Annotated in this window: 15 protein-coding genes; 9 read left to right on the top strand and 6 right to left on the bottom strand. The window is 64.2% G+C overall.

Annotation, left to right across the window (positions count from 1 at the left end; genetic code table 11):
• The first annotated feature begins 66 nt into the window (after window positions 1-66).
• The 6 genes from J8I35_RS28830 (at window position 67) to J8I35_RS28805 (ending at window position 7,143) form a co-directional block, all read left to right on the top strand.
• Entirely contained in the window at window positions 67-564 is a 498-nt protein-coding gene (locus tag J8I35_RS28830) for a penicillin-binding protein activator LpoB (protein WP_080287820.1), read from the top strand.
• Window positions 518-2,059 carry a PelD GGDEF domain-containing protein gene (locus J8I35_RS28825; RefSeq protein ID WP_209928215.1) on the top strand — a complete coding sequence of 514 codons (1,542 nt, stop codon included), beginning with the start codon at window positions 518-520 and terminating at the stop codon, window positions 2,057-2,059. The genes J8I35_RS28830 and J8I35_RS28825 overlap by 47 nt, the downstream gene beginning before the upstream one ends.
• Complete coding sequence (locus J8I35_RS28820) at window positions 2,052-3,146, top strand: hypothetical protein (RefSeq protein WP_209928213.1); 1,095 nt, start codon at window positions 2,052-2,054, stop codon at window positions 3,144-3,146. Before J8I35_RS28825 ends, J8I35_RS28820 begins: the two co-directional genes overlap by 8 nt.
• Entirely contained in the window at window positions 3,143-4,789 is a 1,647-nt protein-coding gene (pelF, locus tag J8I35_RS28815) for a GT4 family glycosyltransferase PelF (protein WP_209928211.1), read from the top strand. Before J8I35_RS28820 ends, pelF begins: the two co-directional genes overlap by 4 nt.
• On the top strand, window positions 4,789-6,162 hold the full coding sequence (pelG, locus tag J8I35_RS28810; protein WP_209928209.1) for an exopolysaccharide Pel transporter PelG: 1,374 nt from the start codon (window positions 4,789-4,791) through the stop codon (window positions 6,160-6,162). Before pelF ends, pelG begins: the two co-directional genes overlap by 1 nt.
• A 66-nt stretch (window positions 6,163-6,228) precedes the next feature.
• Complete coding sequence (locus tag J8I35_RS28805) at window positions 6,229-7,143, top strand: endo alpha-1,4 polygalactosaminidase (RefSeq protein WP_348522288.1); 915 nt, start codon at window positions 6,229-6,231, stop codon at window positions 7,141-7,143.
• Here J8I35_RS28805 and J8I35_RS28800 read toward each other — a convergent pair.
• A complete protein-coding gene (locus J8I35_RS28800; protein ID WP_209928207.1) occupies window positions 7,105-7,521 on the bottom strand; it encodes a hypothetical protein in 417 nt (138 codons plus the stop codon). The two genes, J8I35_RS28805 and J8I35_RS28800, sit on opposite strands and share 39 nt — an antisense overlap.
• A 508-nt stretch (window positions 7,522-8,029) precedes the next feature.
• Here J8I35_RS28800 and J8I35_RS28795 point away from each other — a divergent pair.
• Window positions 8,030-9,598 (top strand): methyl-accepting chemotaxis protein, encoded by a 1,569-nt coding sequence (locus J8I35_RS28795; RefSeq protein ID WP_209928205.1) that lies wholly within the window; start codon window positions 8,030-8,032, stop codon window positions 9,596-9,598.
• A gap of 207 nt (window positions 9,599-9,805) precedes the next feature.
• Here the strand turns inward: J8I35_RS28795 and J8I35_RS28790 are convergent, their stop codons facing one another.
• The 5 genes from J8I35_RS28790 to J8I35_RS28770 all read right to left on the bottom strand — a co-directional run bounded on the left by J8I35_RS28790 (window position 9,806) and on the right by J8I35_RS28770 (window position 14,106).
• On the bottom strand, window positions 9,806-10,075 hold the full coding sequence (locus tag J8I35_RS28790; RefSeq protein ID WP_209928203.1) for a hypothetical protein: 270 nt from the start codon (window positions 10,073-10,075) through the stop codon (window positions 9,806-9,808).
• 350 nt (window positions 10,076-10,425) lie between these two features.
• Complete coding sequence (locus J8I35_RS28785; protein WP_209928201.1) at window positions 10,426-10,821, bottom strand: hypothetical protein; 396 nt, start codon at window positions 10,819-10,821, stop codon at window positions 10,426-10,428.
• 14 nt (window positions 10,822-10,835) lie between these two features.
• Window positions 10,836-11,441, bottom strand: a complete 606-nt coding sequence (locus tag J8I35_RS28780; RefSeq protein WP_348522287.1) for a chemotaxis protein CheW — start codon at window positions 11,439-11,441, stop codon at window positions 10,836-10,838.
• Entirely contained in the window at window positions 11,401-13,131 is a 1,731-nt protein-coding gene (locus J8I35_RS28775; RefSeq protein WP_209928199.1) for a methyl-accepting chemotaxis protein, read from the bottom strand. The genes J8I35_RS28780 and J8I35_RS28775 overlap by 41 nt, the downstream gene beginning before the upstream one ends.
• A 462-nt stretch (window positions 13,132-13,593) precedes the next feature.
• Window positions 13,594-14,106 carry an Lrp/AsnC ligand binding domain-containing protein gene (locus tag J8I35_RS28770; RefSeq protein WP_105787079.1) on the bottom strand — a complete coding sequence of 171 codons (513 nt, stop codon included), beginning with the start codon at window positions 14,104-14,106 and terminating at the stop codon, window positions 13,594-13,596.
• 173 nt (window positions 14,107-14,279) lie between these two features.
• Here J8I35_RS28770 and J8I35_RS28765 point away from each other — a divergent pair, with 173 nt between their 5' ends.
• Together J8I35_RS28765 and mdeB are read left to right on the top strand one after the other, a co-directional pair.
• On the top strand, window positions 14,280-15,296 hold the full coding sequence (locus J8I35_RS28765) for a 1-aminocyclopropane-1-carboxylate deaminase (protein WP_209928197.1): 1,017 nt from the start codon (window positions 14,280-14,282) through the stop codon (window positions 15,294-15,296).
• A 71-nt stretch (window positions 15,297-15,367) separates the two neighbouring features.
• The gene (mdeB, locus tag J8I35_RS28760; protein WP_209928195.1) at window positions 15,368-18,055 is read left to right on the top strand and encodes an alpha-ketoglutarate dehydrogenase; all 2,688 of its coding nucleotides are present in this window, start codon (window positions 15,368-15,370) and stop codon (window positions 18,053-18,055) included.
• Window positions 18,056-18,392 lie beyond the last annotated feature (337 nt).

The following is an 18,392-nucleotide window of genomic DNA, read 5'->3' as shown; positions in this document are numbered from 1 at the left end:
GTACGGTCCGGATGGTTGCGCGGCGCGGAGGCAGCCCGGCTCGTCCGCTGGGGCGCGGCGATCGCGATGTCGGCGGCGGTGCTGGCGGGCTGCGGCTCGATGCGACAGACCGCGGCGCCGACGCTCGCGGCCAGCGATGCGGTGGCGATCGCACCGATTGCGAACTTCACCGAAACGCCCGCGGCCGGCGGGAGCGCCGCGGCGCTCGCGGCGACCGTATTGCGCGCGAACGGGCTGGCCGACGTGCGTCTCGCGCCGGCCGACGGAGACGGCAACGCGATGTTCGACACCGCGCAGCGCGACACGGGCGAGCGTCGGCTCGCGTGGGCGCGCGAGCATCACGTGAAGTACGTGCTGGCCGGCGCCGTCGAGGAGTGGCGCTACAAGGTGGGCGTCGATGGCGAGCCGGTCGCGGGGCTGACCTTCGAACTCGTCGACGTCGAGTCGGGCCGGGTCGTCTGGAGCGCGGCGGGCACGCGCAGCGGCTGGAGCCGTTCGAGCCTGTCGAGCGTCGCGAATGCGCTGGTCGGCCGCCTGCTCGCGCCGTTGCGGCCGCGCTCGTGATGCGTGCCCGACACGACTGGACCGGGCGGCGACCATGAGCTCCGCGAACGCTACCGGCAACCCGCACGGCGGGAGCGGCCCTGCACCGGCGTCGCCTCGATCGCGTCAGGCGAATCCGTTCGGGCACCTGAGTACGGTACGCCGTCTCGTCGCGCCTGCCGCTGCACGGCCGGTTTCGGTCGTGGAAACGATCGTGTTCATGCTGCTCGTGCTCGCGCTTGCTTGGTACTTCGACCGGAGCGATCCGCTGCTGCTGCGTACGGACTTTCCGTGGCTGTGGTTCGGCCCGCTCATCGTCGCGCTGCGTTACGGGACGCTGCTCGGGCTGCTCGCGAACGCGTTGATGATCGGCGCATGGCAATGCGTCGCCCACCTGCATCCTGCCGCGGCCGGCGAAGCGTGGCCGCTGCAGCGCTTCGCCGGCGGGTTGCTGCAGACGATCGTCGTCGGCCATTTCGGCGACACGTGGGGCGCTCGCGCAACTCGGGCGAACGCGCTCAACGACTATCTGAACGACCGGCTCGTCGCGATCACGAAGAGCCACTACCTGATGCGTCTGTCGCACGAGCGGCTGGAAAAGGACCTGCTGTCGAAGCCGACCACGCTGCGGGATTCGATCACCGAACTGCGCCGGCTGTCGCTCGCGCACGGATTCGATGCGCCGCCGCAGGGTGCGGCGAGCACGGTACGGCTACCCGGTGCGCACGCGTTGCTCGAATTCGTCGCGCAGGCGTGTCAGATCGAGGTGGCGGCGCTGTACCCGGTCGAAGGCGCGACGAACTCGCCCGGAATCGTGTGCGAACCGGTTGCGCGGCTCGGCGATGCATTCGATTTCGATCCGCGCGACAGCCTCGTGGCTCGCGCGCTCAAGACGAAATGCGTCGCCCATCCGAAAAGCAGCGGCGACGTGGCGCCGAATACGGCGCTGCTCGTCGCCGCGCCGGTCGTGTGCGCAGACGGTCGCATGATCGCGTTGCTCGCGATCAAGCGCATGCCGTTTCTGTCGCTGAACTTCGACAATCTGCAACTGCTGCTGGTGCTGCTCGGCTATTACGCGGACGGCGTCGAGCATGCGGCGTGCGTGCGCGACGTGGTGGCGGCAGTACCGGCGTGCCCGTACGAATTCGCGCTCGACATCGCGCGTCTGACGCGCCTGCAGCGCGAATCGGGGATCGCGTCGTCGGTGGTCGCGCTCGTGTTCCAGCACGACGAGGCGGACGATTCGCTGTTCGAGCACGTGATGCGCGGGCGCCGTTCGCTCGATCTCGTATGGCCGCTGAAGACGCCGACGCAATCGGTGCTCGTGAATCTGATGCCGGCGACCGATACGGCCGGCGTCGACGGCTATCTCGCACGCGTCGAGGCGAGCCTCGATGCGCAGTTCGGTCTCGATCTCGAAGGCGCGCGCATCGGCGTGCATACGCTGCATCTGGGCAGCCTCGAACCGGGGCCGGCATTGCAGCGCCTGCTGAAGGGAAGCGGCATCCATGTCTAGGCAGCGATCCGGTTCGTGGGCCCCCGGCGCGTTACGGGTGCCATCGGCGTCGGTGCTGGCCGCACTCGCGTCGTCCGTCGGCATTGCGATCGTCGCGGCGCTGCAGTATGCCGTGCTCGCGCGGTTCGGCGGGTTCGCCCGGGCGGGGGCGGCGATGCCCGTTCCCGCATCGCCGGTCGACCCCCTGTGGCCCGTGTTCGGCGCGATGGTGGTGGGCGGCGCGGCGCAGGCGGTGCTGTACCGGCTGTTGCTGCCGCAACGTTACCGAACCCCGCGCAACGGGACGCTTGCGGCGCTCTGGCTCGCCTGTACGTTCGTGCCTGTCGGCGGCGGCCTCGTCGTGCTGGCCAGCTGTGCGTGGGCGGCTTGCTGGCCCGCGAAGCAGGGCGACGACGCATACGCCGACGTGCCTTTGCCCGAGTTCGTCACCTATCTCGTGTCGCGCGTCTCGCACGGCGGCGGCGCGCGTCTTCAGGCGCGTCTCGTGAATACCCGGGTGGCCGCGTCGGATCGTCTCTCCGCGCTCGTTGCGATCCAGAGCATGCCGACGCGCACGACCGGCACGCTGCTGCGCGATCTGCTCGCCGATCCGCTAGAAGACGTGCGGCTCATCGCATACGGCACGCTCGACCGCGCCGAGAACGAGATCGCGCAGAACATCTTCCACGCGCAGCAGACGCTCGACGCCGCCACCGACGACGCAACGCGCCAGGCGACCCATCGCCGGCTTGCCGAGCTGTACTTCGAGCTGGTCTATCAGAATCTCGTGCTCGGTGCGGTGCACGGGCACACGCGCGAGCAGGCCGACCGCCACGCGCAGGCCGCGCTCGCGATCGACGCGGGCGACGCGGCGATGTGGCTCGTTCGCGGCCGCCTCGCACTCGCGACCGGCGACGCGGATGCGGCCATGCAATACATGAGCCGCGCGCTCGAATGGGGCTTTCCGCGCGAGCGTCTCGTGCCGTGGCTCGCCGAGGCCGCGTTCCTGCGCGGCGAGTATTCGCGCACGGCCGAGCTGCTCGCGTCGCTCGGCAATGCGGCCGCGCTGCCCGTTCTCAATCCCGTCGTTCGTTACTGGTCGTCATGAAACCGTCCATTCACCGCCGTGCCGGCCCGTCGACCGCGATCGACGTCTGCCTGCTGCTCGAAGGCACGTTCCCGTATGTGCGAGGCGGCGTATCGAGCTGGGTCAACGAGATGATTCGTGCATACCCGCACAAGCACTTCGCGATCGTGTTCATCGGCAGCCGGGAAGACGACTATCATGGCGCCGCGTACGCATTGCCCGACAACGTCGTTCACTTCGAATCCCATTATCTGTATGGCGACGTGCCTGCCGATACGGGCAGCGCACGTGAGATTCCCGGCGACCCCGAAGCATTCAGGCGTTCGGCTGCGCTGCACGATGCGTGGCGAGGGCTGAGTGTGGACGGCGTCGCGGCGAACCCGGCTGCGCTGATGGCCGACCTGGTCCAGCTGATCGGCGACGACGGACCACTGAACGAGCAGCAGTTTTCCACCAGCCGCGCGGCGTGGGACTTCATCGTCGAGCGTTATCACCGCTACTGCACCGACCCTTCCTTCACCGACTACTTCTGGACGGTGCGGATCATGCACAAGCCGCTGTGGCAGCTTGCGCGGATCGCACGCGCACTGCCGCCGGCGCGCGTCTATCACACCGTATCGACGGGTTACGCGGGCTTTCTCGGTGCGCTGTTGCATTACCGAACGGGCCGGCCGCTGCTCGTTTCCGAGCACGGCATCTATACCAAGGAACGCAAGATCGATCTGCTGCAAAGCGAGTGGATCCGCGACAACCGCGGCGCGTTCGAGCGGGACGTATCGACGATCAGCTATTTTCGCGCGCTGTGGGTGCGTTTCTTCGAAGCGCTCGGCAAGCTCGCCTACGACGCGGCCGACGAGATCGTCGCGCTCTACGAGGCCAATCGACACCGTCAGATCGCCGACGGCGCCGAGGCCGCCCGGACGCGCAACATTCCGAACGGCGTCGACGTGGACGGCTTCGCGCCGCTGCTGGACAAGCGGGACGGCGGCCCGCGCCGCGTCGTCGCGCTGATCGGCCGTGTGGTGCCGATCAAGGACATCAAGACGTTCGTCCGCGCGATGTTCATCGCATCGCGGACGATGCCGGAAATCGAAGGCTGGATCGTCGGGCCGGAAGAAGAGGATCCCGCGTATGCGCTGGAATGCCGGGCGCTCGTGCAGAGCCTCGGGCTCGCCACGACGGTGCGCTTTCTCGGCTTCCAGCGGATTCACGACATTTTGCCGAAAGTCGACGTGATCGCGCTGACGTCGATCAGCGAGGCACTCCCGCTCGTCGTGCTCGAAGGCTTCGCGGCCGGTGTGCCGTCGATTACGACGGACGTCGGGTCGTGCCGGCAACTGATCGAAGGGCTCGGCGAGGACGACCGCGCGTTCGGGCCCGCCGGTGCGGTCGTGCCGATCGCGAATCCTGCCGCGTTCGCGCAGGCGGCGCTCGACCTGCTCGGCGACGCGCAGCGCTGGCAGGCCGCGCAGCACGCCGGCCTCTCGCGGGTTCGACGCTTCTACACGCGTGCGCAGATGATCGACCGGTATCGGGCGTTGTACGACGCGCTCGCGGTCGCCCCCGACCGGATGCGTCGCGGTCGGCCGTTCGAAGCCGGCTGCCCGGTGCACCATGCGGGTGCGGGCGTGGCTGCGTCCGGTTCGATCGAGGAGGGCCGCTGATGGCCGGCATCGGCTTCGAATTGCGCAAGATCCTGCGGCAACAGACGCTCTTCGGCGTCGCACGCGCATACGCGTATGCGGGGCTGATCAGCTCCGGGCCGCTGATTCTTTCGATATTCGGGATTCTGATCATCGGCGTGATGAGCATCGCGTTCGTGATACCGAAATATGCGATCGTTCAGTTTCAGGTGTCGGTGACTTACCTGATCGCGTGCAGTCTGATTCTGACCGGGCCGCTGCAATTGTCGTTTACGCGCTTCATTTCCGACCGGCTGTTCGAAAAGCGCGACGATCTCGTGCTGTCGAACTATAACGGCGTGGCGCTCATCGCCACGGCGGCATCGGGATGTGTCGGCTTCATCGCGGCGGCGGCGGGGTTTCGCGGCGAGCTGCTGCTGTATCGGCTGCTGATGGTCGCGGGATTCGTCATCGTCAGCAACATCTGGATCGCGGTGATCTTTTTGTCCAGCGTGAAACAGTACCGGCAGATTCTTGCGGTGTTCCTGGTCGGCTACGGCTGCACGGTCGCGTTCGCGCTGATGCTGAACCGGCAGGGCATCTGCGGCCTGCTCGGGGGGTTCGTCGCAGGGCACCTCGTCTTGTTCGCCGGGCTGTCGGGGTTGATCTACCGCAACTACCGCAGCGATCGCTTCGTGTCGTTCGAGATGCTCGACCGGCGCTTCGCGTATCCGACGCTCGCGCTCGTCGGACTGCTGTTCAATCTCGGCGTATGGCTCGACAAGTTCATGTTCTGGTATGCGCCGGGCACGGGTTCCCCGGTGATCGGGCCGTTGCATGCATCGGTGATCTACGACATTCCCGTGTTCATCGCGTACGTTTGCGTGATGCCCGGGATGGCGACGTTCCTGGTACGCATCGAGGCGGACTTCGTCGAGTATTACGATGCGTTCTACGAAGCCGTGCGCAGCGGTGCGACGCTGCGGCACATCAACGGCATGCGCGACATGATGGTCGGCAGCGTGCGCGCCGGACTGTATGAAATCATCAAGGTGCAGGCCGCCGTGCTGGTGCTGATCGTCGCTTTCGGTCACTGGCTGCTGGCGGCCCTGCACATTTCGATGCTGTACCTTCCGCTTCTGCTCGTCGACGTGATCGCCGCGAGTCTGCAGGTGCTGCTGTTGGGTTTGCTGAACGTATTCTTCTATCTCGACGCGCGCCGGCTGGTCGTGGCGCTGTCGGCGGCTTTCGTCGCGCTCAACGGCGTGCTGACCGGCATCACGCTGTGGATGACGCCGGATGCATACGGCTACGGCTTTGCGCTTGCGCTGCTCGTTCTCGATGTCTCGGCGGTCCTGCTGCTCGACCGCAAGTTCGGCCGCCTCGAATACGAAACCTATATGTTGCGTCATTGAGGGGATATGTTTTCATTCCGAATCCATCGGTCGCGCAGGCGGCCGAGGATGGCAGCGGCGTCGTCCATGGCTGCCATCGCGGTCGTCATCTTTGGTGCGCTGTTGGGGCGGGCAGGCTATGCGCAACCCGCACCGTCCGTATCGTCGCCTGACGCGTGCGATCCGGCCGATGCGATGCGTGCGCATTCCGTCGCGTTCTTCTACGGCAACGACGTACCGGTTCGCCAGCTGGAGAAGTTCGATGTCGTCGTCGTCGAACCCGACAGCGGCTTCGATCCACGTGCGCAGGACGTGCAACGCCCCGCGTGGTTCGCCTATGTGAGCGTCGGCGAAGTCACACCAGAGCGCGACTATGCGCGCAGGATGCCGAAACGGTGGTTGTTCGGGCGTAATAGGACATGGGCGTCGGCGGTCGTCGATCAGTCGGCGCCCGGGTGGCCGTCGTTTTTCGTCGAACAGGTGATCGCGCCGCTGTGGGCGCGAGGGTACCGCGGCTTCTTTTTCGACACGCTGGATTCGTACCAGCTCGTCGCGAAGACGGAAGCGGCGCGCGCGAAGCAGGAGGATGGCCTGGTCGCCGTGATCCACGCGGTGAAATCGCGCTATCCGACTGCGCAGCTGATCCTGAACCGCGGCTTCGAGATCTTGCCGAGGGTGCACCACGCGATCGCCGCGGTTGCATTCGAATCGCTGTTCGGCAACTGGGATCAGCGCAACCGGCGTTACGGCGCCGTCCCTGCAGCGGATCGCGACTGGTTGCTCGCGCAAGCAAAAGCGATTGAAGCGCGCTATGCGCTACCGGTGATCTCGATCGATTATTGCCCGCCGGAAGACGCGGCGTGCCGCAGCACGATCGCCGCGAAGATTCTCGCGACGGGCGCCATTCCGTACGTGACGGACGGCGCGTTGCGCACCGTCGGCACGGGCCCCGATGCGACGGCATCATGGCGATGCCGCGACGCGAGGTTGGGCGGAGGTTGACGCATTCGGCCTACTGCTGTCGAGCGTATCTCGAGACAGCGCGTCGATTGCCGCAATGATCGAATTGAACAGCCCGGAGAGTTCGTCTGCGTGCACACTGACGCGAGCAAGCATTTCCCGCTGCTCGGCGGTCGTGGCTTCTGCTTGCCAGCGCATGAACTGCTCGTCTTGAATCGGTAAGGTTCTTCGTTGCCGGGCGTAGTAATGCCGGATTCGTCCAAGCATCGCGCCGTCCAGCACGTGCGGCTCCATTTTGTGCGTGGTCAGTTTGACCTGTATCCCACGCGCTTCGTCCAGTTGAGCGTCGAACAAATAAAGGAAGGTCGGCAAAAACTGGATCGGTCGCCATGTCGGCGCTTGTCGCGTGGTGTCGTTCATCGTTGGAAATCCGCCGGGATGACTGTTTTGTCGATCTGTGTCGAGCGTCCATCACGCTGCGGGCGCCTGTATTGAGCCACTGGCTGGACATCGACCGCGCAATACATGCAATCGGTATGCCATCCGGTCGGCTCGATCAGGCAAGGATTGGCCGGCAGGGCTGAAACCCATGTGTCAACGGTTCGTGACACGGGTGTATGGAAATTCGTACTCGTCGCGGGATGCGACGATGCGACCGCGCTGCCGGTTCCCGTTTCCCCGGTGACGAGAGCGTCCGGCATTTTCATTACGTCCGACGCAGTTTTTTCGCGGCAACCGATAAAAAGATACTGCGCCCGTGATCGTTTGCGAGGGCGAATAGTTACCTGATGCGGCTTTGCGTCAGGGCAAGCCGACCGATATGGCCGGCCATCTTGCGAAATGCTTCTTCAGGCGGGGCGTGCGTACATTACAGTAAGTTTCCTTGCGTGCCGACATAACGAACAACAACACGCGGGAGGAAGCAAGCATGGGCTCCATGACAGTCGGCAGGAAGCTGGGCGTCGCATTCGGTATCGTCGTACTCATATCGTTGATCGGCAGCGCGATCTCGATCGTCAATTTTCTGAAGCTGAACCAGGCGAACGGCTGGAACGTTCATAGTTACCAGGTCCTGCGGGCGAACGACGACATGTTGACCAGCATGGTCAACATGGAGACCGGTGTGCGCGGCTACGTGGCCGCGGGCGATGACCGGTTCCTGGAGCCCTATAAGGCCGGCCTCAAGCAGTTCGCCACGTCGTTCGATGTCGTGCGCAGCCTCACTTCGGACAATGCCACACAACAGCGTCGTCTCGAGACACTGCGCGACATGCATCGGAAGGTGGCGGAGGTCGACGACAAGCTGATCGCCATGCGGCGCGACGTCAATGCCGGTACGCAGCCTGCCAACGTGCTGATCGACTACTTCAAGCAGGGCGACGACAAGCAGTTCATGGATCGCTATCGGGCCGTGGCCGCCGAGCTGAACGAGGCCGAGCAGTCGCTGCTCGATCAGCGTTCAGGAGAGGTGGCCAGCTTGACTGCGTTGACCAAGTTGACGCTCGCGGCGGCGGGCATCATCACCGTCATCCTGTCGATCGTGCTGGGAACCGTCATCACGCGCGGCATCATGCGGTCGCTGGGCGGCGAGCCCGCCGACGCCGAGATCGTGGCCGGGCGGATTGCCGAAGGCAATCTCGAAGCACCCGTGCCGGTCGCGCCGAACGATCGCGGCAGCCTGATGGCATCGCTCGAATCGATGCGGCGGCAACTGAGCGGCATCGTGTCGGAAATTCAGTCGACCGCGGAATCGATCACGACCTCGGCCGGCGAGATCGCGCAGGGTAACCTGGACCTCTCGCAGCGAACGGAAGAGCAAGCGGCTTCGCTCGAGGAAACGGCGGCCAGCATGGAGCAGCTGACCGCGACGGTTCGCCAGAATACGGAAAACGCCAAGCAGGCGAATGCGCTTGCGGGCAGCGCGTGCGAGGTCGCGATGCGCGGCGGCGAAGTGGTGAGCCAGGTGGTCGACTCGATGCGTGCCATTTCGAACAGTTCGGGCAAAGTGGCCGAAATCATCACCGTGATCGAAGGGATTGCGTTCCAGACGAACATCCTCGCGTTGAACGCGGCAGTCGAGGCCGCGCGTGCGGGCGAGCAGGGGCGCGGCTTTGCGGTGGTGGCCGGCGAAGTGCGCACGTTGGCGCAACGCAGCGCGAACGCGGCCAAGGAAGTGAAGGATCTCATCACGGGTTCGGTGGAGAGCGTGGCGCAGGGGTCGCAGCAGGTCGAACGCGCGGGCACGACCATGTCGGATATCGTGCAGTCCGTGCGGCGAGTGACCGACATCATGAGTGAAATCGCATCGGCGTCGGACGAACAGGGAACGGGTATCGAGCAGGTCAATGTTGCCGTGGGCCAGATGGACTCGGTCACGCAGCAGAACGCGGCGCTCGTGGAGCAGGCATCTGCGGCCGCGCAGGCGATGGCGCAGCAGGCCACCACGCTGCGCGAGGTGGTCGGGGTATTCAGGATCGGTCGCGCGCTCGCGCACTGACGGGCTCGGCGTCGGTGCTTCGCTGGAAGTCGAGGCGAGGGGCGCCGAGCCGCTCGCGCGGCGATGCGTTCGTCGATCGAAGCAGTGTGTTGCAGGGTGTCGAGTAAAGCGAACGCCGGCTGTATCGTGCTTCCGGGTGGAAACGACATCGTGCACGCATGTCGTTTTGCCGCTGTCCAGGCGTGGACGAAGGTCGGCGCAAGCCTTCTACAGGTGCTCGACCGGCACGGGGATCGTCTCGCCTTGATACGGCATCGCCGAGAGCGGTCCGATCGCGCGAAGGATCCGGTGCCGGTTCAGTTCGAAGGCCAGCCGAATCTGCTGTTCGCTCGTATCCCGGGCGCCGAGGCAGGCGCACGCCGTCTCGCACAATAACGAAAACGAACGATATCCCCAACCAAATCCATAGGCGGAAAATTGCAGTGTGGCCGCATCCGTCAAAACGGGCAGCGTGCTCTCGACTGGTTGGGTGTTCATCCTTGGCACCTGTCTGAAAACCATACATACGGTATTTCGCCGCGCACCGGGGGGCAGCATGACGCTTCCTGTTCGCGCGAAATATGCAAGCGACGTGCCACATCAAATGCCTATGCCGGAAAGGCCTTGCCGGCAGCGTGCGATCAGATGTGTCAATCGATCGATACACCGGTGTCAACGAATTAGACGCCGATTGCGGTCGATGTGGGCGTTGTTTTATTGTCGTCAATCAACCGAAATAGTTTGGAAAGGGACGCGATGCCGGTTTACATCGCCGATATCATTTAATCGCTCGGCGGCGTGAAGCAAGGTCGGCGCGCATAGGCGCATGGCGCCGGCTCGAATCGAGCTCAGGCGAACGTCGACGAATCGTTCGGCTGCTTGACGCCGGATGTGGCCCGGGACGATTCGTCGAGCCACGCGATGATCGAATCGTACAGCGCGGCGAGGTGGTCGGCGCGCTCGCCGATCCGCCGGAGCATGTCCCGTTGCTCCGCCGTCGTGGCTTCCCATTGCCAACGCATGAATTGCTCGTATTGAATCGGCAACAGCTTCCGTTGGCCGATGTAGTCTTGCCTGACTCGCTCGCGCATCGCAGGGTCGGACATGCGTCCTTCCGCCGTGTTCCGGGTCAATTTGTCGAAGGTCGCCCGGGCTTCGTCCACTTGAGTGTCGACCAGATAGAACAGGCTCGGCAAAAACTCGATGGGCCGCCAGACCGGCGGCCGTTGTGTGTCTTTCGTCATCGTTTGAATGTCGATCAGGCTTTGCTCGGACGGTTCCCGCGCGCGCCGACGTCGATCGTTTCCATCAGTCGATCGATGTCGAGCAGGGTCAGCAGTTGTTCGCCGTCGTCTCCTGCGTGGACGGCGAGGCCCGTGACGTATTCCGTTTGCATCGCGGCCCCGGCCTCCGGCGCCGCGCGGCGCGCGGAGCGATCGATATCGACGACGCCGCTCACCGAGTCGACGATCAGGCCGATCGCCTGTTCCGCACCGTCGAGTACGATGATGGCGGTCGGCATGGTGTCGCCGATCGGGTCCGGCGAGAACGTCATGCGCAGGTCGACGATCGGCATGACGAGGCCGCGCAGGTTGATCGTGCCTTTGACGAACGGCGGCGCATCGGCGGCGGGCGTCGGTTCTACATAAGGGCGGATCTCGCGGACACTCTGGATATCGATTCCGTATTCGTCGTCGCCGAGCACGAAGGCGACAAATACCTGCGTGGTCGCGTCGCCGGCGCTATCGCGGAAAGGTGTGCCCTCCGCGATTTCAACTGCTTCCGTCATGTCATGCTCCAGGAAATGGATGGTTCGTGCCGAATCAAAAGGTGGTCCAGTCTGCTGCAGCGTCCATCGCGGCACGGGGCGACGGTATTCTCGCCTCCGTCACCGGCGTGCGGCCCGGTCGCACCGGCCGCGACACGGCCGCCGTGGCTGCCGCACCCCGGTGCGCCGCCGGCTGGTCGTATGCGAGGCTGTCGGCGGACCCGACGCGGAAGAACGAGACCGCCTCGGTCAATCGATGGCCCTGATCCTCCAGCGACTTCGACGCGGCCGCCGCTTCTTCCACCAGTGCCGCGTTTTGTTGCGTGACTTCGTCCATCTGCGTGATCGCGATGTTGACCTGTTCGATCCCGCGGCTTTGTTCGGAGGAGGCCGCGGCGATTTCGCCCATGATGTCGGTCACGCGCGCCACGGCTTTCGTCACTTCGGCCATCGTGTGGCCCGCGTCGTCGGCCAAACGCGACCCATCCTGAATCTTCTGCACGGATGCGCCGATCAACGACTTGATTTCCCTGGCCGCAGTCGACGAACGCTGTGCGAGGCTTCTGACTTCGCTCGCCACGACGGCGAAGCCGCGACCCTGTTCGCCCGCGCGGGCAGCTTCCACGGCGGCGTTCAGCGCGAGAATATTGGTCTGGAACGCGATGCCTTCGATGATCCCGGTGATCTCGGCAATCTTCGACGAGCTGTCGCTGATGTCGGTCATGGTTTCCACGACCTGGCTGACCACCGCGCTGCCTTTATGGGCGACGTCCGACGCGCCGTTGGCCAGCGCGCTCGCCTGTTGCGCGCTCTCCGCGTTCTGCTGCACGGTGGCGGTGAGCTGTTCCATGCTCGATGCCGTTTCCTGCAACGACGCCGCCTGTTGCTCCGTGCGGGACGACAGGTCCTGGTTGCCCGACGCAATCTGGCTGGAGCCCGTCGCGATGCTGTCCGCGGCGGTGCGGACTTGCCCGATCAGCCGGACGAGGCTCGCCTGCATCTCGCCCATCGACGCGAGCACGCTGCCCCGCGGCGCGGCGGCGGCGCCGTCGACGGTGCCGAGGTCGCCCGCCGCGACGCGGCGTGTGATGTCGCTCAGGTTACCGGGTTCCGCGCCGAGTGCGCGCGTGATGCTGCGCGTGATCAGGAACGCCGCCGCGACGGCTGCCGCGAGTGCGGCGAGACAGATGCCGATCAGCAAAACGCGGTGTCGGCCGTACTGTTGTACGGACGCCTGCTTGCTTTCAGCCGCCCGATTGCTTGCGAAACCGGCGTAGGTGTCGGCTGCCGCGACGAGTTCCTTCAGTAGCGGCCGGCATTGATCGACGATCATCGCGATCGCCTGGTCCCGCTGGCCGTGTAGCGCAGCGTCGCCGATCGCGACGGCCACCGGGCCATATCGCGACTCGATGCGGTTGATCTCGGCCACCAGCGCACGCGCTTTCTCCGTCACGTCTGAATTCGTGGCGATTGCTTCGTTTAACTGGCGAAGCCGTGCCTGCACTTCCTCATGTGCCTGTGTCATCGCAACGCGCTCTGCTTCGACATCGGCGGGTTTCGTCACGAGCACGAGATTACGGACGGCAGTCGCACGTCGAAGTACCGCCGCACGAACTTTCTCGGTCAACTCCGCGCGTGCACGCGCCCCGTCGACGTAGCTGGCGAAACTGTCGTTCGCATCCCCGAGCGCACCGAGTGCGAGCACCGAAACCAGCACCACCAGCGCGGCCATCATGCCGAAGGTCAGCGCGAGTTTCGCTCGCACGGTCAATTGTCCGAAGCTCATGTTTAGTCTTCCCCTGTCGTTCGCCCTGGTCGAGCGGTTGTCGTTGTGCTTGTTATGAACGTCGGGTCGGGAAGGCGTCGACATGCGTCGAAGCTCATCCGCGCCCCGTCGTTGTAACCGCGACCACGCAGATACCGGTACCGGCTTCGATGTCTTCGCGTGCCGGTTCGCGAAGGACGAGCGCCGCCTGCCCGGTGCGATCTGCGAGATCGCTCCGGGCAATATATGCAAGCGGTGTGCCACATAAAGGGGACTGTCGGACAAGGCTGTGCCGGCAGTGCGGCAGCGGGAGTGTCAACGTGCCCGGACACGCGTGTCCGGAAATCCGACGCTAGCCGATGTCGAGGTTCGCGATGCGCGTGTGCGGAGGCTGGCGGCTGATGCCGAGCCGCTTCGCTGCTGCCGCGCGATCGTCGCCGGCGGGTTCCGGCGGGCGCAGGAAACGGCTGCCTTGCTCAGCCGCTATATGGCGATTTGCGTCGAAGAAAAAACCTGTTTGAGCACCATGAAAGTCCGAATCTGCCGCACGCCGGGCAGATAAAGCAGTTGCTCGGCATGGAGCCGGTTGAAGCTTTCGCTGTCGCGCGTGCGCAGCATCATGAAGTAGTCGAACTCGCCGGTCACCACGTGGCATTCCATGCAGCCGGATACGTTCTGGGCCGCTTTTTCGAACGCGGCAAAGGATTCGGGGGTCGATCGATCCAGCACGACCCCGATGATGACGACCATGCCCGCGTCGAGAGCAGGCGCGTTGAGCAACGCGACGATTCCTCGGATCAAACCCAGGCTCTTGAGCCGTTCGACGCGGCGCAAGCAGGCCGGCGCGCTCAAATTCACCTTCGCGGCAAGCGCGACGTTCGAGATCGATGCGTCCTTCTGAAGGGCGCGCAGGATCGCTTTGTCCGTGCGGTCAAGTTCGACGTGGCCGGCGTCGTCCGGGCGCGATTTGTCGAGAAATTTTGTTGTCGATTTCATCGATTCTAAAAAATTTGCGTTCGTGGGGATGGGGGAAATTGTATTTCAAAGCACGGAGGAGGAAATATGTTTGCAACCACGTTTCGCGGGTATTTAACTAGAATTTCTTCGTGCCCGGTCGCCCTGACGACATCGGGCGTCGGAACCCACCGCCCACCTTTCGGAGAACCTCCGTGAACCTCGATCGCTTTCCTCGCCACAAGCTGACCTTCGGACCCACCCCCATCCATGAGCTGCCGCGCCTCAGCAAGGAGCTGGGTGGCAAAGTGCATCTCTATGCAAAGCGCGAAGACTGCAACAGCGGCCTGGCGTTCGGCGGCAACAAGACCCGCAAGCTCGAGTACATCGTGCCGGACGTGCTGGCGAGCGGCGCCGACACGCTGGTATCGATCGGCGGCATCCAGTCGAACCAGACGCGCCAGGTCGCGGCAGTCGCGGCTCATCTGGGCCTGAAATGCGTGCTGGTCCAAGAAAACTGGGTCAACTACTCGGACGCAGTGTATGACCGCGTCGGCAACATTCAGATGTCCCGCATGATGGGCGCCGACGTTCGGCTGGTGAGCGACGGCTTCGACATCGGCATTCGTCCGAGCTGGGAACAGGCGATGGAGAGCGTTCGCAACGCGGGCGGGAAGCCGTATCCGATCCCCGCCGGCTGTTCCGAGCATCGGCTGGGCGGCCTGGGGTTCGTCGGTTTCGCGGAGGAAGTGCGCGCCCAGGAAGCTGAACTCGGATTCAGGTTCGATTACATCGTCGTGTGTTCGGTGACCGGAAGCACGCAGGCCGGCATGGTCGTCGGGTTCGCGGCGGACGGACGCGCGGATCGCGTGATCGGCATCGATGCGTCGGCCAAACCCGAGCAGACGCGCGAGCAGATTCTTCGCATCGCACGCCAGACCGCCGACCTCGTGGAACTCGATCGGCCGATCGCGGACGCGGACGTGGTGCTGGACACGCGCTACGGCGGCCCGGAATACGGCCTGCCGTCGGAAGGGACGCTCGAAGCGATTCGACTGTGCGCGAAGACCGAGGGGATGTTGACCGACCCGGTTTACGAAGGCAAGTCGATGCACGGCATGATCGATAAGGTGCGCCGCGGCGAGTTTCCGGAAGGGTCCCGGGTTTTGTACGCGCACCTCGGCGGCGTCCCCGCATTGAACGCCTACAGCTTCCTGTTCAAGAACGGTTGAGGCCTGGCCGCGTTCCGACTGCCAGTGGAGCCGGAACGCGGCGTGCATATCGCCAATTCGGGGTGCCAAGTATGGACATGCAGAATCGATTCCCGGCCACGATGACGGACCCCGACCCGGAGGAGCTCCGGGAATGGTGCGACGCGCTCGATGGCGTGTTGCATGCGTGGGGCGGCGATCAGGGCAAGGCACGGGCACGCCATCTTCTCGACGCGTTGTTGGCGCACGCACAGGCCCGTCGCATCGCGTGGCGGCCGCCATTGGTCACGCCATACGTCAATACCGTGGCGCCCGACGAACAGCCGGCCTATCCGGGCGATCTGCGCATGGAGCGGCGGATCGCGGCGTTGATACGGTGGAACGCGCTCGCGATGGTGGTCCGCGCGAACCGTGCGCAGGGAGAACTCGGCGGACACATTGCAAGCTATGCATCCGCCGCGGATCTGTTCGAGGTCGGTTTCCAGCATTTTTTCCGCGGCCCGGAGGCGGTGCACGGCGGCGATCTGGTGTTCTTCCAGGCGCACTCCGCGCCGGGCGTCTACGCTCGCGCGTTTCTCGAAGGACGACTGTCGGAAGAATCGCTGTCCCATTATCGCCAGGAGATCGTGGCGGAGGCTCGCGGAATCCGGGGATTGAGCTCCTATCCTCATCCCTTCTTGATGCCGGACTTCTGGCAGTTTCCAACCGGATCGATGGGGCTGGGGCCGCTCAACGCCATCTATCAGGCGCGGTTCATGCGGTACATGGAAAATCGCGGCTTGAAGGCGCATGGCGAGCGTCGCGTGTGGGGGTTTTTCGGCGACGGAGAAATGGACGAGCCCGAGTCGATCGCCGCGTTGACGCTCGCGGCTCGCGAGCGGCTCGACAACTGCGTATTCGTCATCAACTGCAATCTCCAGCGACTGGATGGCCCCGTTCGCGGCAACGGCCGCGTCATCGACGAGCTCGAGGCGTTGTTCGCCGGCGCCGGATGGAACGTCGTCAAATGCATCTGGGGCTCCGAGTGGGATGCGTTGCTCGGCCGCGATCATGGAGGTGCGCTCGAGCGCGCTTTCGCGAATACCGTCGACGGCGATTTTCAGACGTTGTCGGCCAATGACGGCGCGTTCAATCGCGAGACGTTCTTCAGTCGGACGCCGGAGCTGCGAGCGCTGGTGGATTCGTTGTCCGACGACGACATCGCGATGCTTCGGCGCGGCGGGCACGATCCCGTGAAAATCCATGCCGCCTTTGCCGCGGCGACGGTCAGGAATGGTCGACCGTCGGTCGTGCTTGCCAAGACCATGAAGGGCTATGGCATGGGCACGATCGCCCAAGGGCGCATGACGACGCATCAGCAGAAAAAGCTGGAGCGGGACGACCTGATTGCATTTCGGGATCGATTCGCGCTCCCGCTTTCCGACGAAGCGGCATCGGAAGCGCGGTTTTATCGGCCGCCGCACGATAGCGATGAACTGCGGTACCTGCGGGAGCGTCGCGAGACGCTTGGCGGCTATCTTCCGCAGAGACGTGCGGCGTCCGAGCGGCTCGTGGTGCCCGAGCTGGCGAGCGTCGCGGGCTTTTCCCTGAATGCGGACGGAAAGGTCATGAGTTCGACGACCGCCTTCGTCAGGCAACTCGGTGCGCTGCTCAAGGACGCCACGCTTGGCCCGCGATTGGTTCCGATCGTGGCGGACGAGGCCAGAACGTTCGGCATGGCGAATCTTTTCAGACAGGTCGGAATCTACGCGCCGTTCGGGCAGTTGTACGATCCGGAAGACAATTCATCGATGCTCTCGTATCGGGAGGCGTCCGATGGTCAAATTCTCGAGGAAGGTATTACCGAGGCAGGCGCCATCTCGTCGTGGACGGCCGCCGCGACGAGTTACGCCGTGCACGGTGTGCCGATGATGCCGTTCTACATTTACTACAGCATGTTCGGGTTTCAGCGTATCGGCGATTTGATCTGGGCGGCTGCGGATCAGCGGGCCAGAGGGTTTCTCGTCGGCGCGACGTCGGGGCGCACGACGCTCGGTGGGGAAGGATTGCAGCATCAGGATGGGTCGAGTCATCTTCTCGCGTCGACGATACCGACTTGTCGGGCTTACGATCCGTCGTTTGCCGGTGAGCTGGCGGTGTTGGTCGACCATGGGTTGCGGCGCATGCTGAGTGATGCGCATGACGAGTTCTATTACGTTACCGTCACTAATGAGAACGTCGCGCAACCTAGTATTGCTGATGCCTCGCATGAAGGGATCGTTAAAGGCATGTATCTGTTTCGACAAGGTGGTCGCTTTCATAGGCGCGTTCAGTTGTTCGGCAGCGGCGCGATCATGGGGGAGGTGCTCAAGGCGGCGGACGAACTCGAACGGTTGCATGGAGTGTCTGCCGACGTCTGGAGTATTACCAGTTATGTCGAGCTGGGGCGGGATGGCGCGCGATGCGAGCGGGAATGGCGGCTTGGGTCTGGCGATATCGGGGAGGCGTGGATTGCTCGCCAGCTGAGTGCGACGGTTGGGCCGATTGTCGCCGCGTCGGATTATGTGAAGGCGCTTCCGGAAATGGTGCGTGCGTATATTCCCGAAGGGCGGCAGTATGTCACGCTCGGGACCGACGGGTTTGGTAGGAGCGATTCGCGGGCGCAGTTGCGGCGGTATTTTGAAGTGGATGCTCAGGCCATCGTGCAGGCAGGGTTGAAAGCCCTCGAGGGGCTGGGGGCGGGGGATCAGGTTCGCGAGCAGGCGGGATCGGCTAATGTCATCGGGTTGGTGGCGCGCTAATGTGGGCTTCTGGCGAATGGGGTGCTGGGTCACTGTTTGGGCTGGTTCTCCACACGCTTGTCGTTGAACCTGTTTTGCTATCGGTCTATTAGCGTCGCCCCTGCGCGGGGCGGCGGTCACTTTTCTTTGTCTTCCAAAGAAAAGTAACCAAAAGAAAGGCGCGTCCTTGGGCGGACGGCAAAGGAGGTGTTGCTCAGGGGCGTGGTTTCTTTGCCGCCGCAGGTCGTGGGATTTGGGAATGGTGGTGCAACAGTTTTGTCATCGGTCTATTAGCGTCGCCCCTGCGCGGGGCGGCGGTCACTTTTCTTTGTCTTCCAAAGAAAAGTAACCAAAAGAA

The sequence above is a fragment of the Burkholderia sp. CpTa8-5 genome, assembly GCF_017815045.1.
GTDB classification, from domain to species: Bacteria; Pseudomonadota; Gammaproteobacteria; order Burkholderiales; family Burkholderiaceae; genus Burkholderia; species Burkholderia sola.
The sequence above is the reverse complement of the archived record's forward strand: the minus strand, read 5'-3'. Positions and strand labels throughout refer to the sequence as shown.

Coding starts and splice junctions, on each gene's coding strand:
- pelF (WP_209928211.1), top strand. CDS start 3,143: ATGAAACCGTCCATTCACCGCCGTGCCGGCCCGTCGACCGCGATCGAC.
- J8I35_RS28800 (WP_209928207.1), bottom strand. CDS start 7,521: ATGAACGACACCACGCGACAAGCGCCGACATGGCGACCGATCCAGTTT.
- J8I35_RS28785 (WP_209928201.1), bottom strand. CDS start 10,821: ATGACGAAAGACACACAACGGCCGCCGGTCTGGCGGCCCATCGAGTTT.
- J8I35_RS28795 (WP_209928205.1), top strand. CDS start 8,030: ATGGGCTCCATGACAGTCGGCAGGAAGCTGGGCGTCGCATTCGGTATC.
- J8I35_RS28775 (WP_209928199.1), bottom strand. CDS start 13,131: ATGAGCTTCGGACAATTGACCGTGCGAGCGAAACTCGCGCTGACCTTC.
- J8I35_RS28825 (WP_209928215.1), top strand. CDS start 518: ATGCGCTGGTCGGCCGCCTGCTCGCGCCGTTGCGGCCGCGCTCGTGAT.
- J8I35_RS28770 (WP_105787079.1), bottom strand. CDS start 14,106: ATGAAATCGACAACAAAATTTCTCGACAAATCGCGCCCGGACGACGCC.
- J8I35_RS28830 (WP_080287820.1), top strand. CDS start 67: ATGTCGGCGGCGGTGCTGGCGGGCTGCGGCTCGATGCGACAGACCGCG.
- pelG (WP_209928209.1), top strand. CDS start 4,789: ATGGCCGGCATCGGCTTCGAATTGCGCAAGATCCTGCGGCAACAGACG.
- J8I35_RS28805 (WP_348522288.1), top strand. CDS start 6,229: ATGGCTGCCATCGCGGTCGTCATCTTTGGTGCGCTGTTGGGGCGGGCA.
- J8I35_RS28790 (WP_209928203.1), bottom strand. CDS start 10,075: ATGAACACCCAACCAGTCGAGAGCACGCTGCCCGTTTTGACGGATGCG.
- mdeB (WP_209928195.1), top strand. CDS start 15,368: ATGGACATGCAGAATCGATTCCCGGCCACGATGACGGACCCCGACCCG.
- J8I35_RS28820 (WP_209928213.1), top strand. CDS start 2,052: ATGTCTAGGCAGCGATCCGGTTCGTGGGCCCCCGGCGCGTTACGGGTG.